The organism is Pokkaliibacter plantistimulans (assembly GCF_003194385.1).
Classification (GTDB): Bacteria; Pseudomonadota; Gammaproteobacteria; order Pseudomonadales; family Balneatricaceae; genus Pokkaliibacter; species Pokkaliibacter plantistimulans.
Window position 1 is genome coordinate 1 of the sequence record NZ_LAPT01000119.1, and the last position, 16,474, is coordinate 16,474.

General features: G+C 60.3%; 12 protein-coding genes. 8 read left to right on the top strand and 4 right to left on the bottom strand.

Annotated features, from left to right (window positions below; all coding sequences use genetic code 11):
• Nucleotides 1–162 precede the first annotated feature (162 nt).
• Genes WH50_RS21960 through WH50_RS21970 form a run of 3 tightly spaced genes read left to right on the top strand, consistent with a single transcriptional unit; the run spans nt 163 to nt 4,378 of the window.
• A complete protein-coding gene (locus WH50_RS21960; protein ID WP_207780431.1) occupies nt 163–1,641 on the top strand; it encodes an efflux transporter outer membrane subunit in 1,479 nt (492 codons plus the stop codon).
• Nucleotide 1,642: 1 nt separating this feature from the next.
• Nucleotides 1,643–2,797 (top strand): HlyD family secretion protein, encoded by a 1,155-nt coding sequence (locus WH50_RS21965; RefSeq protein WP_110189365.1) that lies wholly within the window; start codon nt 1,643–1,645, stop codon nt 2,795–2,797.
• A 21-nt stretch (nt 2,798–2,818) separates the two neighbouring features.
• The gene (locus WH50_RS21970; RefSeq protein WP_110189366.1) at nt 2,819–4,378 is read left to right on the top strand and encodes a DHA2 family efflux MFS transporter permease subunit; all 1,560 of its coding nucleotides are present in this window, start codon (nt 2,819–2,821) and stop codon (nt 4,376–4,378) included.
• A 19-nt stretch (nt 4,379–4,397) separates the two neighbouring features.
• Here the strand turns inward: WH50_RS21970 and WH50_RS21975 are convergent, their stop codons facing one another.
• The 4 genes from WH50_RS21975 to WH50_RS21990 form a co-directional block, all read right to left on the bottom strand.
• On the bottom strand, nt 4,398–5,294 hold the full coding sequence (locus WH50_RS21975; protein ID WP_110189367.1) for an alpha/beta hydrolase: 897 nt from the start codon (nt 5,292–5,294) through the stop codon (nt 4,398–4,400).
• A gap of 104 nt (nt 5,295–5,398) precedes the next feature.
• Nucleotides 5,399–5,935, bottom strand: coding sequence for a GNAT family N-acetyltransferase (locus WH50_RS21980; RefSeq protein WP_110189368.1), 537 nt, complete (start codon nt 5,933–5,935; stop codon nt 5,399–5,401).
• Between the two features lie 86 nt (nt 5,936–6,021).
• Nucleotides 6,022–6,996 carry an AEC family transporter gene (locus WH50_RS21985; RefSeq protein WP_165838518.1) on the bottom strand — a complete coding sequence of 325 codons (975 nt, stop codon included), beginning with the start codon at nt 6,994–6,996 and terminating at the stop codon, nt 6,022–6,024.
• A 130-nt stretch (nt 6,997–7,126) separates the two neighbouring features.
• Complete coding sequence (locus tag WH50_RS21990; RefSeq protein ID WP_110189370.1) at nt 7,127–7,594, bottom strand: GyrI-like domain-containing protein; 468 nt, start codon at nt 7,592–7,594, stop codon at nt 7,127–7,129.
• Between the two features lie 255 nt (nt 7,595–7,849).
• Here WH50_RS21990 and WH50_RS21995 point away from each other — a divergent pair, with 255 nt between their 5' ends.
• From WH50_RS21995 to urtA, 5 genes are all read left to right on the top strand, one after another.
• Nucleotides 7,850–8,203, top strand: a complete 354-nt coding sequence (locus WH50_RS21995) for a hypothetical protein (protein ID WP_110189371.1) — start codon at nt 7,850–7,852, stop codon at nt 8,201–8,203.
• A gap of 334 nt (nt 8,204–8,537) precedes the next feature.
• The gene (atzF, locus tag WH50_RS22000) at nt 8,538–10,352 is read left to right on the top strand and encodes an allophanate hydrolase (protein ID WP_110189372.1); all 1,815 of its coding nucleotides are present in this window, start codon (nt 8,538–8,540) and stop codon (nt 10,350–10,352) included.
• A 21-nt stretch (nt 10,353–10,373) separates the two neighbouring features.
• Nucleotides 10,374–14,015: an urea carboxylase gene (gene uca, locus WH50_RS22005; protein WP_110189373.1), complete on the top strand. Its 3,642-nt coding sequence runs from the start codon at nt 10,374–10,376 to the stop codon at nt 14,013–14,015.
• Nucleotides 14,016–14,040: 25 nt separating this feature from the next.
• Nucleotides 14,041–14,772, top strand: a complete 732-nt coding sequence (locus WH50_RS22010; RefSeq protein WP_110189374.1) for a GntR family transcriptional regulator — start codon at nt 14,041–14,043, stop codon at nt 14,770–14,772.
• Nucleotides 14,773–14,955: 183 nt separating this feature from the next.
• The gene (gene urtA / locus WH50_RS22015; protein WP_412053313.1) at nt 14,956–16,233 is read left to right on the top strand and encodes an urea ABC transporter substrate-binding protein; all 1,278 of its coding nucleotides are present in this window, start codon (nt 14,956–14,958) and stop codon (nt 16,231–16,233) included.
• Nucleotides 16,234–16,474 lie beyond the last annotated feature (241 nt).

Here is a 16,474-nt window from a genome sequence, read left to right on the forward strand (position 1 = left end):
CTCCGCTTTTTCGCCTGTGTTTTCCTTGTCTCGGCTGCCTCGATAACGTTTTTCAACAGCCTGTTAAGACAATCTTTTTAAAACTGGACTGTACAGTCTATTGACACACCATAGGCGGAAAGAAGTAGACTGTACAGCACAGTTTAGTTTTGAGCAGACGCCATGCCCTCTCTTACTCCCCTCCATCGCGTTATCTCTGCCGACAGGCCGCTCCTGCGTCTGGGCATGGCCTCCCTGCTATGCCTGAGCCTGGCTGCCTGTGCGCCGATGTCGACCATCAGCCAGCAACACACCAAAGCGGCAGATCTCTATGCTGCTGAACAAAGCTTTGCCGCCGCTACCAGCCAGTGGCCCACTGACACCTGGTGGCAGCCATATCAGGACAGCCAGCTCAACACCCTGATTACCGAAGCGCTGGCTAACAGCCCCAGTCTGGCCATCGCTCAGGCCCGTCTGCTGCGGGCAGAAGCCCAGGGCGCTATTGCCGGTTCGGCATTGCAGCCACAGCTGAGCGGCAACGGCTCCATCACCGAACAGAAGCAGAGCTACAACTACCTGACCCCGGCCAACATGACCCCTGAAGGCTGGAAGGACTACGGTCGCGCTACACTGGACTTCAGCTGGGAGTTTGATTTCTGGGGCAAGAACCGCGCAGCGCTGGCAGCTGCCACCTCGGAAACCGCTGCGGCTCAGGCTGACGCGGCCCAGGCGCGGCTGACACTGGCCACCTCGGTGGCATCGGCCTATGCCGAGCTGGCTCGTCTGTACAGTGCCTGCGATACCGCCAGCGCTGCACTGAAGGTGCGACAGGAGACGGTGTCGCTGGTACGCCAGCGCTATGATCACGGGCTGGAAACCCTCGGTACCGTGCATCAGGTGGAAGCCCGCCGGGCCAGTGCGGAGGCCGATCTGCTGTCACTGGATGAACAGCTGGCGCTGCAGAAAAATCGTCTGGCCGCCCTGCTGGGTCAGGGGCCGGATCGCGGCCTCAGCATCCAGCGTCCCACGCTCAAGCTGGACCAGCCCTTCGGTTTACCGCAACAACTCAAGGCCAATCTGCTCGGTCGCCGCCCGGATATTGTTGCCGCCCGACTGCGCACTGAAGCCGCGGCCAGCCGCATCAAGCAGTCACAGGCTGCGTTCTACCCCGACATCAACCTCAGTGCCTTTATCGGGGTGCAGTCGCTGGGTCTTGATCAGCTGCTGAAAAGCGGTTCGGATCTGGGCAGTGTCGGCCCGGCCATTTCACTGCCGATCTTCAACGGCGGACGCCTCAAGGGGCAGCTGAAAAGCAGTGAGGCAGACTATGCCGAAGCGGTCGCCAACTACGACCAGACCCTGACTCAGGCCCTGCAGGATGTCGCCGATGCGGTCACCAGTCGCCGTGCACTGGATGGCCAGCTGAGCAAGGTGCAGGAAGCCGTCGACTCGGCGGCCGAGGCTTACCGCATCGCCAACAACCGCTACAAAGGCGGTCTGTCCAACTATCTCGATGTACTCAGTGCCGAAGACACCCTGCTCAGTAACCGGCGCTCACTGAGTGATCTGCAATCCCGTCTGTTCACTCTGGATGTTGCTCTGGTGCAGGCCCTCGGCGGGGGCTATCAGGCCAGTGATATCCATGTCAGCCAAGGAAATTAAGATGTCGCAACACGATCAGTCTCAATCTCACACCTCTGAGCCCGCCGCCGCAGCGCCGCGTCAGACGGCACGCAAACGCATGTTCAGCCTGCTCCTGCTGGTAGTGATCGCTTCCGCTGCAGGCTATGGCGTCTGGTGGTATCTGCAGGCCTCCCGTTATGTCAGCACTGATAACGCCTATGCCGCAGTGGAAATCAGTGAGATTACCCCTGCGGTAGGTGGCACTGTGCAGGAAGTGAAAGTCGTCGATACCCAGACCGTGCATCAGGGTGATGTACTGGTAGTGATTGACGATCGCGATGCCCGTCTGGCGCTGCAACAGGCAGAAGCCGAGCTGGCCAGTGCCGTACGTCGGGTGCGTGGCTACTACGCCAATGACCTGGGGCTGAAAGCGCAGATTGCTGCCCGCGACGCCGATGAGCAACGTGCAGTAGCCCAGCTGGCAGCCGCCGAAGCTGACTTCAAACGTGCCGATGTCGACCTTAAACGTCGTGAGGCCTTGAAAGGATCGGGCTCTGTCTCCGGCGACGAACTGACCAGCGCCCAGAACTCCTACGCCACCGCCAAGGCTAATCTGGCTGTCGCCAGAGCCAGTGCCGAGCAGGCCAAGGCCAACCAGCTGGCCGCACAGGGCTCACGGGAAGCCAATACGGTGCTGATCGATAACACCACCGTCGATGCCCATCCTGAAGTGGCACTGGCAAGGGCTCGCCGCGATCAGGCCAGACTCGATCTGGAGCGCACCGTGGTACGTGCTCCGGTGGATGGCATTGTTGCCAAGCGCCAGGTTCAGGTCGGCCAGCGCATTCAGGCGGGCGCCCAGCTGCTGTCCATCGTGCCACTGCAGAAAATGCACGTAGACGCTAACTTCAAGGAAGATGAGTTACCCGAGGTGAAAGTCGGCCAGAGCGCGGAAGTGATCGCGGATCTGTACGGCGACAAGGTGGTCTATCACGGCACCGTGGCAGGCTTCTCCGGTGGTACCGGTGCCGCTTTCGCCGCCATCCCGGCGCAGAATGCCACCGGGAACTGGATCAAGGTGGTGCAGCGTCTGCCGGTACGTATCGAGCTGGATGCTGCCGATCTGACAGCCCACCCGCTGCGTGTCGGCCTGTCGATGGATGTCACCATCGATACCCACTCCACGCCCCGATAAGCTGAGCGCGAGGCGCAGATCATGTCGACCAGCACTGCCAGCCGCGCTCCCATGGAGGAGCTGCTGGATCAACCTCTGAGCGGTGGAGCCCTGTGGCTGGCCGCTATTGTCCTCGCAACCGCCAACTTTATCGCGGTGCTGGACGTCACCATTGCCAACGTTTCCGTGCCTCATATTGCCGGCGGTCTCAGCGCCACCACCAGTCAGGGCACCTATGTCATTACCTCTTACGCGGTGGCTGAAGCCATCACCGTTCCGCTGACCGGCTGGCTGGCCGGTCGCTTTGGCACCGTGCGAGTATTCGCCGTATCAATGCTCCTGTTTGGTCTGTTTTCTGCCCTGTGCGGGCTGGCCGATTCACTGGGCATGCTGGTCGCTGCGCGTGTACTGCAGGGCTTTGCCGGCGGCCCGCTGATGCCGTTGTCACAAACGCTGCTACTGCGCATTTTCCCGCCACAGATGGCCGCTGCAGCCATGGGCCTGTGGGCCATGACCACCCTGATCGCCCCTATTCTCGGCCCCATTCTGGGTGGAGTGCTGTGCGATGGTATTTCCTGGCCTGCGATCTTCCTGATCAACGTCCCCATTGCCCTGCCCTGTGCCTGGGCGGCCTGGACCATGCTGAAGCGCTACGAAACCGCGCTGATCAAGCTGCCGATCGACAAGGTCGGTCTGGCACTGCTGATCCTGTGGGTCGGGTCACTGCAGATACTGATTGATGAAGGCAAGAATCTGGACTGGTTCTCGTCGCTGGAAATCCGTGTGCTGGCGGTGCTGGCGGTGGTGGGCTTTGCTGCCTTCCTGATCTGGGAACTGACAGAAGAGCACCCCATTGTCGATCTGCGTGTATTCCGCCATCGCGGCTTTACCGCGGCCGTCATCGCTATCAGTCTGGGTTTCGGTGCTTTCTTCGCTGCTAACGTGCTAACCCCGCTATGGCTGCAAAGCTATATGAACTACACCGCCACCTGGTCGGGCATGACGACTGCCTGGATGGGCGTGCTGGCGGTACTGATCGCGCCCATGGTGGCCAATCTGGTCAACAAGTTTGATCCGCGCAAGCTGGCCTTCTTCGGCATGATGTGGCTGGGGCTGTTCACCCTGATTCGCGCTTTCGGCACCACCGACATGACTTACTGGGATGTGGCGCTGCCGATCCTGCTGATGGGTCTGGGTATGCCGTTCTTCTTCCTGCCTCTGACCAACCTGGCGCTGGCCAGTGTCGATGAGCCGGAAACAGCCTCCTCAGCAGGTCTGATGAACTTCATGCGAACACTGTCGGGTGCGGTGGCAACGTCGCTGGTCAATACCGCCTGGGAAGACAAGGCGACCTATGCCCATGCCGAACTGGTGGGGCTGACCGACACCAGCGGCGCCGTCAACCAGCAGCTGCTGGCCAGCGGCATGAGCCCGGATGCGGCCATGGGGACACTGAATAATATGCTCAACAGCCAGAGCATCATGCTGTCCACCAATGAGATCATGCTGCTGACCTCCGTGGCCTTCGTGGTCGCGGCCATGTCGGTGTGGCTGGCACCGAAGCCGACCCGCGTTGTCGATCCGTCTGCCTCCGGCCACTGATGCCATCACACACCGGCTTTCAGGAAGCCGTTGCCCTGACCGGGCAACGGTCCGGCGGATCAAGCTGGTCGACAAACTGCTCAATATCTTCATAGGCAGGATTAAGAAAGCGCAGCGTCGAGGCCAGACTGCCAAGCAGACGGGTGTGATTGGTACCGGCATACTCCCTGAGCGTGACCGGTACTGCCAGTTGCTGCAGGCGTGCCGCCAGTCGCTCGCTGTGATAGGGGTAGACCGTGTCATCAGCTGTGCCATGCAGCAACAGCGCGGGTGGCACTGCCGCTGTTGCCAGCCGTAACGGATTGGCTTCATCACCCTGCACCGCCCTGAACTTGTCCACCACCAGCGGATCATTCAGCGGCAAATCATACGGCCCCGCCATACCCACCCAGCCCAGCACCTGAGCCTTCCCCCCTGCCCGCTGCAGGTACTGCGGATCCGTCACCAGCATGGCCACCGTATGTGCTCCGGCCGAGTGACCGACCAGAATCAGCCGCAGTGGATCAGCACAAGGCTCCTCCTGCGTGTTCAGCAGCGCGGGCAGGCGCGCAACAGCCTGTGCCACATCATTGATGAAGTCAGGAAATACCGCGTCGGGGTAGAGCCGGTAATTGGGAATCACCGTGGTGAAGCCCATGGAGGCAAAGGCCTGACCGACAAACAGATAATCATCCTTGCTGCCGGATGCCCAGGAGCCGCCATGCACAAACACCACCACGGCGTTATGTCGTGGCGCGGCGGGCTGATAGATATCCAGCTGCTGGCGCGGCAGGGAGCCGTAGGCCACATCCTTATGTACGAGCAGATCACGGGTAGGTGTCAGGGCGTTGATGACCCTGACCGGCCCGCAGGCCACCAATGTAGTGCTGGCCGCCAGCAGACCCGTGCAACCGAGCAGAAAGCCAAGACGTGTCATAGAAAGGTGATCTGAATGAGGTGCTTTGTGTACGCAGCAGACCGCCTTTCAGAGCAGCCGCTGCGTACATTCCACCCCGTCAGGGCGCTCTCAGGCACAGCCTGCTAAAGCCACTTGTACATAACATAGGCATCCACCAGCCCCAGACTGGCACTGCGATAGGCTTTGGGCAGGGTGCCGACGATCTCAAACCCGAGCTTCTGCCACAGTTGCACGGCCACCTTGTTGCTCGATACCACCGAGTTGAACTGCATCGCCTGAAAACCCAGCGCGCGGGCGACCTGTTGTGAATGCTCACACATCTGCCGCGCCAGCCCCATGCCCTGTGCTGCACTGCTGACCATATAGCCGCAGTTGCAGACATGGCTGCCCGGACCTGCCGCATTGGCCTTGATGTAGTAACTGGCGAGAATACGACTGCCATGCTGGGCCAGACCGTCCTGCTCCACCACATAGGTTTTCACTGGCAGCTGCAGCCACAGATGGCGTGCCTGCTCCTCACTCATGGCCGGATCAAACGCATAGGTCTCTTCAGCCTGAATGATGCTGCGGAAGAAAGGCCAGATCTGAGCAAAGTCCTCTTCGGTGCACAAGCGGATGCGCAGGCCGGGAGCGATCTGAATCGGGTTATCTGGATTCATCAGGGTTCCTTACTTCCAGTAGACGTCTGCCGGTGTCACACCATAGACTGCCCAAGTGATGATGCATGCCATGTAAAAGCAGGCGGTTAGCCCGTCAGCTGCGGCACATAGAGCCGAATCAGCCATAGCCACAGGGTGATACTGAAGAACGACAGCACAATGGCCGCCACCAGTGCACCACTGGTGAACTTACCATGACCGAACTGGCCGGTGATAATCGGATACACCGAAAACATCGGCATCGCTGCCAGCACCACGGCAGCCACTTGCATTTCCAGGGCCATCGCCGGCAGCAACAGCATCATCAGCAGGATGCACAGCGGATGCAGGATCAGTTTGCACAGTGCCACCACCAGCATGTTGGGGTGCACTTCTGCTACCCGCATACCACCCAGTGACCCGCCAATGGCAAACAGCGCCACCGCCGCTGAAGACTTGAGCAGGATGGCCATAGTGTCATCAATGACCTTGGGCACCGGCCACTGGAAGTGTGAAAACAGGCCACCGAGAATGATGGCCAGCATGATGGGCGAGCGCACCACCCGCAGAAAGATAGCGCCGAGCTGGCGTAGCAGAGCCTTTCGCCCACGCTCTGCCCCCTGTTGTTGCTGGCTGAAGAATTCCAGACAGAACAGGCCAAGAGGAAACATGATCAGGTTCTCGGTAATCAGGGTCATGGTGAAGCCCTGAGCCGGTACCTGATGGAGCAGAAACGACAGGACCGGATAACCAAAGAAAGCACTGTTGGACATGGCCATGCCCATGGCCTGCACGCTGCTGAACAGCTTGTCGCTGCTAAACACATAGCGCACCAGCGCGAACCCCAGGGCAAAGGACAACAACGAGCCACCGGTATACACCAGCAGAAAGACCAAGCCATCTCCCGCTCCCAGATTCGCTCCTGACAAGGCATGGAAAATCAGCGCAGGCAGAGCAAAGGTGAGCACATAACGACCCATACCATTGATGGCATCCGCATTAATGATGGCGCGTTTTACCGCGATAAAGCCAAGGGTGATGATCAGAAAGATCGGCAGGGTAATAGAGAGAATGTCGAGCACGGCAGTCATCCAAGGGCAGGCAGCAGGGGGAGAGCGACTGCCCTTCAAGATACTGTTGAATCGCCCGATTAAAAAGGACGATTTCCAAAGTCTCCTATATTTCCCCCTGTTCAGCCGTAAAATCTGCCGGTTACAGGTAGCCCATCTGCAGTGTCGTGACATTTTCGTCACTGTCGAGCGCCACCCAATGGTCGTACACCTCGCGGCACTCCACTGACGGATGCCGCCCCTGAGCATGGACAGCAGCCACCAGCTGATGCCAGCCCTCACCAATACCGCTCATTGGCCCCACATACTCCAGCGTGGCGCATTTGAACGCGCTGGCGTGGTAGTACTCGCACCGTTCCAGCGCGCCGCCTGCAGCAACGACGGGCTGCACGACGACCAGCTCAAACTCGGTGTCGGCACTGCCATCGGCGCCGTAGTAGATAAACACCGCAGGCCCGGCACAATGCAGATCAAGCCGTTTCATGTCGTCATGGATAACAGGCAACGCCTCACCGGCAAAATCAGCGATCTGTTTCAGGGTCATGGTCTTGCGCAGGGCAACACCGGTAAACGCGGGGATCTCTTGCAGTTCAACCTGAGAGGTAGGCATGGCAGCACTCCTGTAGCCGGAGATAAGTCTTTTTTTGCTTTGTCACAGCAGGTGTTTATTGCCTGCGGTGAGCAGTGCAAGTGTAGTCAAAATTGACGGAAACGCCGCCGTGCCCAATCTGCTGACCGGCTTGGAACAACGGCTTCTTGCAATGCAAAATTCATCGAACCGTCACCGGAATATAACAAACTGTTACTTGTCATCCTCAGAGCGGAAGAGTATCAAATTCTGACTGTGTTCACTCAGGCAAGGTAAATGAAAAGTAAGTCGTGGCTCATGCCACTGGTGATCCTCCTCGCTATCATTGGCATTGGCTTCGCGCTGACGTCACACACCACGGTCATCGTCAATGGCCAGCCGCTGGACGGCATGGAGAAAGCCCTTGCAGGCTTTGCCGGTCCTCTCCTCGCCGTACTTTTCATTGTTGTCGGCCTCGCGCTGGGTGCGCTGGCCTTTATTGGCGCCTCGCTGGTTTTCCTTGGTATCTTCGCTTTCTTCTTCGTCAGTCTGGCCTTTATGGTCGCCCCCTCGCTGCTGCCCTGGGTGCTGGGCATTCTGGCGCTGGTGTGGGTACTGCGTAAAAAGGACAAGCCTCGCTCCCGTCACTGACGTCGGTATTGCCATAACGATCCCTGTGGCCAAGAGGCCAGCCTGAGTGCTGGCCTTTTTTGCATTCAGCACAGCGGATCGTGACCCTCTTCCTGCCGGCTCAGCACTCCCTCGCCATGCCCTGATACGGTTCATCGTGCGCTGCATTCAGTCGCTTTTGGTGCAGACCGGACCGAGACTTTACCCCCGGAAAAATCTTCCCTGCTCCCCGATGCCATCTGCAGTGAGTTGATCTCATTCAGCTTTTTTCCTTTTGTGCAGTGCAGGTGAGAAATGGCACAGGCCTTGCTGAATACCATCTTGAATACAAGATTGGATACCAAGGACTCTCACCATGCACATCGACCTGGGCTGGACCATCCAAGAGTGGCAGGACGCTTACCGCAGCGCCGCCCTTACCCCACGCGACGCCTTGCCTGCACTACTGGCGCAGTATCCCGCCGATGACCCCGCCTGGATCAGTGTGGTGACCCCGGCCCAGCTACAAAAGCAGCTGGATGAACTGGATGCGCTGCTGGCCAGCGTGGCTGGCGATCTCAGCCAGCTGCCGCTGTACGGTGTGCCTTTCGCCGCCAAGGACAATATCGACTTTGCTGGTATTGCCACCACGGCCGCCTGCCCCGAATTCGCCTTTCTGCCCGCACAGGACGCCTTTGTCATCACCCAGCTGCGCAAGGCCGGGGCGGTGCTGATGGGCAAAACCAATCTTGATCAGTTCGCCACCGGCCTGGTGGGCACCCGCTCACCCTACGGTGAAGTCCCCAACAGCTTCAAACCGGAATATGTCAGTGGGGGCTCCAGCTCCGGCTCCGCCTCTGTTGTCGCCCGCGGTCTGGTGACCTTCTCACTGGGGACCGACACCGCAGGCTCCGGCCGGGTACCGGCCGGTTTCAATAATCTGGTCGGGCTGAAACCCACCCGCGGTGCGCTGAGCAACAGCGGACTGGTGCCCGCCTGCAAAAGCATTGATTGCATCACCGTGTTCGCCTACAGCGTCGATGATGCCGCCAGCGTGCTGCAGGTCGCCGAGGCTTTTGACCGTCGCGACCCTTACTCCCGCCAAGCGGATGTGTCAGCACCGCGCAGCCTGCCAGCGCAGCCGGTGTTCGGCATCCCTGCCAGTATTCCCTGGTTTGATGATCAGCAGGCCGCAGCAGCCTTCGCCTCTGCCCGTCAGCAGCTGACGGCCATGGGTGTCACACTCAAAGAGATCGACTTCACCCCGCTGTTCGAGATGGCAGCCCTGTTGTACGAAGGCCCCTGGGTCGCCGAACGCATGGCCGCCGTGGAGGCATTCCACCGCCAGCATGCAGACGCCATCAATCCGGTGGTACGCGCCATCATCGAAAAGGCCGCTAACTTCACGGCGGTGGATACCTTCAAGGCCGAATACCGGCGCATGGCGCTGCTGCGCATCGCCAATGACATCATCGGCAGTGTCGATGCCCTCTGTGTGCCTACCTCACCGACCATCTATACCCGTGAACAGATGAAGCAGGAGCCGATCCTGTTCAACAGCCACTACGGCACCTTCACCAACTTCGTCAACTTCGCTGACTGGTGTGCGCTGGCGCTGCCCGGTCCGCTACGTGCCGATGGCCTGCCTGCGGGCATCACCCTGATTGCGCCAACCTGGCAGGACTTCGCTCTGGTGGAGTTTGGCCGCCGCTGGCAGGCCTTCGCGCCCTGGACCCGGGGCGCCACGGGCAAGGCGCTGCCTGCGCCCGCCGCCCTGAGCCATGACACCCCCGCAGGCTGGATCCGGGTGGCCGTGGTGGGTGCTCATCTCAGTGGCATGCCGCTCAACACCCAGCTGATCGAGCGCCATGCCCTGCTCGCCGAACAGACCACCACCAGCGCCGATTACCGCCTGTTTGCCCTGCCCGACAGCACCCCGCCCAAACCCGGCCTGCTCAAGGTCGCCGCTGGTGAAGGTGCGCCGATCAGGGTCGAGCTGTGGGATATGCCGCTGACCGCCTTTGGCTCCTTTGTCGGCCTGATTCCGCCGCCTCTGGGCATCGGCAATCTGACCCTGGCCGATGGCCGCACGGTGAAAGGCTTCATCTGCGAACCCTGGGCATTGCAGGGCGCCCGCGACATTACCGAATTCGGCGGCTGGCGTGCCTACATCGCCAGCCTGAAGTCCTGAGCGGCGGAGGGGAGAAAGGCCATGTTCAACAAGATACTGATCGCCAACCGCGGGGAAATTGCCGTACGCATCATCCGTACCCTGCGCGCCATGGGTATTCACAGTGTGGCGGTGTACTCCGAAGCCGACAGCAACAGCCCCCACGTCAGCCTGGCCGATGAAGCTATTTGCATCGGTGCCGCCGCGCCCTCAGAGAGCTATCTGCGCGGTGATGTGATTCTCGACGTGGCGCTGGACACCGGCGCTCAGGCCATCATCCCCGGTTACGGCTTCCTGTCCGAGAACGCCGAGTTTGCCGAGCAGTGCGAGGCCGCCGGTATCACCTTTATCGGCCCGACTGCGGATCAGATCCGTCGTTTTGGTCTCAAACACACTTCACGCGAGCTGGCCGCTGCCGCTGGTGTGCCGCTGACACCCGGCACCGGCCTGCTGAACAGCCTCGACGAAGCCCGTCAGAGTGCAGCAGCGCTGGGCTATCCGGTGATGCTGAAAAGCACCGCAGGCGGTGGTGGCATCGGCCTGACCCGCTGCGCCAGTGAAGCAGAGCTGGTCGATGCCTATGAATCAGTGCAGCGCCTGGGTAAGAGCTTCTTCAGCAACAGCGGCGTGTTTCTCGAGCGCTATGTGGACAATGCCCGCCATATCGAAGTGCAGATTTTCGGCGACGGTCAGGGCCAGGTCATCGCACTGGGTGAACGCGACTGCTCATTGCAGCGCCGCAACCAGAAGGTGGTGGAAGAAACCCCTGCCCCCGGCATCAGTGCCGAGACCCGTACAGCGCTGCTGGATGCGGCGGTAAGTCTGGGCAAGAGCGTCCATTACCAGTCGGCCGGCACCGTGGAATTCATCTACGACACCGCCCGCGAAGCGTTCTACTTTCTGGAGGTCAACACCCGCCTGCAGGTGGAGCATCCGATCACCGAGATGGTGACGGGCTTTGATCTGGTGCGCTGGATGGTGGAAATCGCCGCCGGACAGGCGCCCGACTTTGCCACCCTCACCGTGCAGCCTCAGGGTGCCGCCATTGAAGTGCGCATCTATGCCGAAGACCCGGCGAAGAACTTTCAGCCGTCACCCGGCGTGCTCACCGAAGTCAGCTTCCCTGACGCTATCCGACTGGACGGCTGGATCAGCACCGGGGCTGAGGTATCGCCACACTACGACCCGATGCTGGCCAAGCTGATCGTCCACGGTGCCACCCGCAATGAAGCGCTGATTCGCCTGAATGAAGCGCTGGCGGCGACCCGCCTGTGCGGTATCGCCACCAATCTGGATTACCTGCGACAGGTGATTGCCGACGAGGTCTTCGTCTCTGGCAAGGTCTCCACTCGCGCACTGGAAAGCTTTGTCTATCAGCCACAGGTGCTGGAAGTGGTCAGCCCCGGCACCTATACCACGGTGCAGGACTACCCCGGCCGTAAAGGCTACTGGGATATCGGCGTACCCCCTTCCGGGCCGATGGATGACTATGCCTTCCGTCTGGCCAACCGCATCGTCGGCAATGCCGAATCGGCTGCCGGGCTGGAATGCACCCTTATCGGCCCGACCCTGAAATTCCATCAGGACAGCGTTATCGCCCTCTGCGGTGCGGTCAGTGAGGCCATGCTGGACGAGCAGCAGGTGCCGTTCTGGCAACCGGTCAGCGTCCGTGCCGGACAGGTGCTCAAGGTCGGCAAGGCCAGTCAGGGCTGCCGCAGCTATCTGGCCATTCGCGGTGGCTTCGATGTGCCGGTCTACCTCGGCAGTCGTGCCACCTTCGCCCTCGGCCAGTTTGGCGGCCATGCCGGGCGCCCATTGCGAACCGGTGACATGCTGCCCCTCGGTCGCCCTGAGCTGCCCGGTAATGTCGATGCGCCCGTCAGTGAACCCTGCGCCGCCGCAGCCGGGCTGATCCCCGACTATGCCCTGCCCCAGCCTGCCGACACGGGTGTGCGGGAATGGCAGATCGGCGTGCTGTACGGCCCCCACGGTGCGCCGGACTTCTTCACCGAAGAGGCCATTACCACCTTCTTTGCTACCGCCTGGGAAGTGCATTACAACTCCAACCGGCTGGGGATCCGCCTCAATGGCCCGAAACCTGAGTGGACCCGCAGTGACGGTGGCGAGGCGGGCCTGCATCCCTCCAATGTCCATGACTGCGAATATGCTATCGGCAGTATCAACTTCACCGGCGACATGCCCGTCATTCTTACCCATGACGGCCCCAGCCTCGGCGGCTTCGTCTGCCCGGTCACCATCGTCAAGGCCGAGCTGTGGAAGGTCGGACAAGTCAAACCGGGAGATCGCATCCGCTTCAGGGCAATGAATTTCGATCAGGCTCTGGCACTGGAAAACGCGCAGGACGAAGCCATCGCCAGCCTGCATCCGGTCACGCCGGTCGCTGTCGTCGCCACGCCCACCCCGCTGGGTACGGTGTCGCCCACCGTACTGGCAGAACTGCCGGAAAAAGGTCATCGCCCGCAGGTGGCCTACCGTCAGGCCGGCGACAAATACCTCCTGCTCGAATACGGCCCGATGGTGCTGGATCTGCGTTTCCGCTTCCGCGTGCATGCGCTGATGGAAGCGCTGAAACGTACGCCCATCAAAGGCGTGGAGGAGCTGTCACCCGGCGTGCGCTCGCTGCAGATTCGCTACGACAGCCGGCTGATCCACCAGCGCGAGCTGTTGCAGGAGCTGCTGGTACTGGAAGACACCCTGCCTGCGGTGGACTCCATGCGCATCCCCACCCGGGTGGTACACCTGCCCATGGCGTTTGAAGATTCCGCCACCCTGGATGCCGTCGCCCGCTATCGCCAGTCCGTGAAAGACAAGGCGCCCTGGCTGCCCAACAACGTTGACTTCATCCAGCGCATCAACGGCCTCGACAGCCGTGACGATGTCCGTGATGTGGTCTTCAGTGCCAGTTACATGGTGCTGGGTCTGGGTGACGTCTACCTCGGTGCGCCCTGTGCCGTGCCGGTCGATCCACGGCACCGGCTGCTGACCTCGAAGTACAACCCGGCGCGCACCTATACCGCAGAGGGAACGGTCGGTATCGGCGGGGTCTACATGTGCATCTACGGCATGGACTCACCCGGCGGCTATCAGCTGGTGGGCCGCACCCTGCCCATCTGGAACAAATTCCTCAAGAACACCCAGTTCAGCGCCGGTGAACCCTGGCTGCTGCGCTTCTTCGATCAGGTGCGCTTCTACCCGGTCAGTGAAGAGGAGCTGACCCGCCTGCGTGAAGACTTCCGTCAGGGCCGGGCCAGCATCCGCATCGAGGAAGAAGTGTTTGATCTGGCGCTGTATGAGCAGTTCCTCACCGCCAACGAAGCCTCCATCAGTGCCTTCAAGGCGCGCCAGCAGCAGGCCTTTACCACCGAAGTGGCGCTGTGGCAGCAGGAATACGGCGACGAGGCCAGCCATGAACAGGAAGAGGAAGCACCGGCACTCGACCATGACGGCCATGTGGTGCAGGCCGACATCAGCGGCAACATCTGGAAGCTGCTGGTCGAGCACGGTGTCAGCGTGGAGGAAGGCGAACCGCTGGTCATTGTCGAAGCAATGAAGATGGAGTTTGCCATTCATGCCCCGGTATCCGGTACGATCAAGGCTCTGCACTGCCGCCCCGGCAAGCCCGTCAATGCGGGTGATGCTCTGGTGGTGATCGAGCCTGCGTAACCGCGTATACCGAAGGACAAGTCTGATGAGTGAATCCCTGGACAGCACCCCCCGCAGCAGCGGCACCCCGGAGGGGAAAAAGCCGCTCAAGCGTCGCCCGGAAAACCTCGCCGAGCGTATCTACGCCCAGCTCAAGGACGACATTTTCGAGTTTCGTCTGCTGCCGGGGGACCGTTTTACCGAGCAGGATATTGCTGCCCAGACCGACGCCAGCCGCACGCCGGTGCGCGAGGCCCTGTACCGGCTGCAGCGTGAAGGCTATGTGGACGTGCATTTTCGCAGTGGCTGGCAGGTCAGGCCGTTCGACTTCCGCTACTTCGAGGATCTGTATGACGTGCGCATCATCCTCGAAACCGCCGCAGTCAGGCGCCTGTGCGAGCGGGAGAGTACCGCTCCGCAGCTGGAAGACCTGAAACGCATCTGGATGGTGCCTGCCGAAGAGCGCCTGCAGGATGGCCCCACTGTCTCCGGGCTGGATGAGCGCTTCCACATGATGCTGGTGGAAGCCACCGGCAACAAGGAAATGGCTGCCATCCACAAGAGCGTGACGGAGAAGATTCGCATCATTCGCCGGCTGGACTTCACCAAGCCCTTCCGGGTGGAAGCCACCTACAACGAACACGCCAAGATTCTGGGGCTGATCATCCAGCGTCGTGCCGATCAGGCGCAGTCGCTGCTGAAGTCCCACATCGAGGAGAGCAAAGCCGAAGTGCGCAAGATCACCCTGCACATGCTGCACACGGCCAGAGGGGAATAACCAACGCGACAGCGTTCTGATAGCACTCGATATAGGACTGCCGCCCCGCAGAGAGCCAGCAGCCTGAAGTGCACACCATGCCCGCAGTACCCGAAGTAGTACGAACGATCACCGCCACAAACGACAAGCAAGTTGACAAGATAGGGAGCAGTTCGAATGAAACGTAGAAGCTTAATCAAGAGCATGTGTGCCACCGGCGTTGCCATGGGCATGGGCATCAGCCTGCGTAACAGCTGGGCGGCGGGTGACACCATCAAGGTCGGGGTACTTCACTCCCTGTCCGGCACCATGGCCATCAGCGAGACCACGCTGAAAGACACCATGCTGATGCTGATCGAGGAGCAGAACAAGAAAGGCGGCCTGCTGGGCAAGCAACTGGAGGCCGTGGTGGTCGATCCTGCCTCCAACTGGCCGCTGTTTGCAGAAAAAACCCGTGAACTGCTGGAAAAGGACAAGGTATCGGCCATTTTCGGCTGCTGGACCTCGGTCTCGCGTAAATCCGTGCTGCCGGTCGTGGAAGAGCTGAACGGCCTGCTGTTCTATCCGGTGCAGTTTGAGGGTGAAGAATCGTCCCGCAACGTGTTCTACACCGGTGCGGCACCCAACCAGCAGGCCATTCCTGCGGTCGATTACCTGATGAATGAAGGGGGCGTGAAGCGCTGGGTACTGGCCGGTACCGACTACGTCTATCCGCGCACCACCAACAAGATCCTCGAAGCCTACCTGAAAGCCAAGGGCGTGGCCGAGAGCGACATCATGATCAACTACACTCCCTTCGGCCATTCCGACTGGCAGTCCATCGTTGCCGACATCAAGCGCTTCGGCTCTGAAGGCAAGAAAACCGCGGTGGTATCAACCATCAACGGCGATGCCAACGTGCCGTTCTACCGTGAGCTGGGCAACCAGAGCATTTCTGCCGAAGACATCCCGGTGGTGGCCTTCTCGGTCGGTGAGGAAGAGTTGTCCGGTATTGATACCAAGCCGCTGGTCGGCCACCTCGCCGCCTGGAACTACTTCATGAGTGAAGACTCCGCCGAGAACAGCGAGTTCATCAAGAAATGGCATGCCTTTATCAAGAGCGATAAGCGTGTCACCAACGACCCGATGGAAGCCCACTATATCGGCTTCAACATGTGGGTGAAGGCGGTAGAGAAAGCCGGCAGTGTCGAGTCCGACAAGGTGATCGACGCCATCGTCGGTATCGAAACCCCCAACCTGACCGGCGGCACCTCGGTCATGCTGCCTAACCACTACATCACCAAGCCGGTGCTGATTGGCGAGATTCAGGAAGACGGCCAGTTCGCCACGGTGTGGAAAACCGATGATCTGGTCAAGGGTGATGCCTGGTCTGACTACCTGCCGGAAGACAAGAACGTCATCGCCGACTGGACCGATCCGATCAAGTGCGGTCACTACAACACCGAAACCAAGGTCTGCAGCGGTGGCCAGAACAACGGCTAACCGCTGACCCGGTTCTTTAACAGGCTGTTGAAAAACGTTATCGAGGCAGCCGAGACAAGGAAATACCCCGAGGGCACAAGAAACAGGCGAAAAAGCGGAGTTTAGTGGACTAAATGAGCATTTGACTCGCTCCGCTCGCCCCTTCGGGGCCGTGCTAAAGCACGTTCAGCCTTTGGCTGTGAGCCTGTTTTTGACGCGGTATTCGGCAACACAGATAGATTTTCAACGACCTGTTAAGAGG

What these genes read in the sequence shown, in the direction of transcription:
- WH50_RS22010 (WP_110189374.1), top strand. Translation starts at nt 14,041, where the DNA reads ATGAGTGAATCCCTGGACAGCACCCCCCGCAGCAGCGGCACCCCGGAG.
- WH50_RS21970 (WP_110189366.1), top strand. Translation starts at nt 2,819, where the DNA reads ATGTCGACCAGCACTGCCAGCCGCGCTCCCATGGAGGAGCTGCTGGAT.
- WH50_RS21995 (WP_110189371.1), top strand. Translation starts at nt 7,850, where the DNA reads ATGAAAAGTAAGTCGTGGCTCATGCCACTGGTGATCCTCCTCGCTATC.
- uca (WP_110189373.1), top strand. Translation starts at nt 10,374, where the DNA reads ATGTTCAACAAGATACTGATCGCCAACCGCGGGGAAATTGCCGTACGC.
- WH50_RS21975 (WP_110189367.1), bottom strand. Translation starts at nt 5,294, where the DNA reads ATGACACGTCTTGGCTTTCTGCTCGGTTGCACGGGTCTGCTGGCGGCC.
- WH50_RS21965 (WP_110189365.1), top strand. Translation starts at nt 1,643, where the DNA reads ATGTCGCAACACGATCAGTCTCAATCTCACACCTCTGAGCCCGCCGCC.
- urtA (WP_412053313.1), top strand. Translation starts at nt 14,956, where the DNA reads ATGTGTGCCACCGGCGTTGCCATGGGCATGGGCATCAGCCTGCGTAAC.
- atzF (WP_110189372.1), top strand. Translation starts at nt 8,538, where the DNA reads ATGCACATCGACCTGGGCTGGACCATCCAAGAGTGGCAGGACGCTTAC.
- WH50_RS21980 (WP_110189368.1), bottom strand. Translation starts at nt 5,935, where the DNA reads ATGAATCCAGATAACCCGATTCAGATCGCTCCCGGCCTGCGCATCCGC.
- WH50_RS21960 (WP_207780431.1), top strand. Translation starts at nt 163, where the DNA reads ATGCCCTCTCTTACTCCCCTCCATCGCGTTATCTCTGCCGACAGGCCG.
- WH50_RS21990 (WP_110189370.1), bottom strand. Translation starts at nt 7,594, where the DNA reads ATGCCTACCTCTCAGGTTGAACTGCAAGAGATCCCCGCGTTTACCGGT.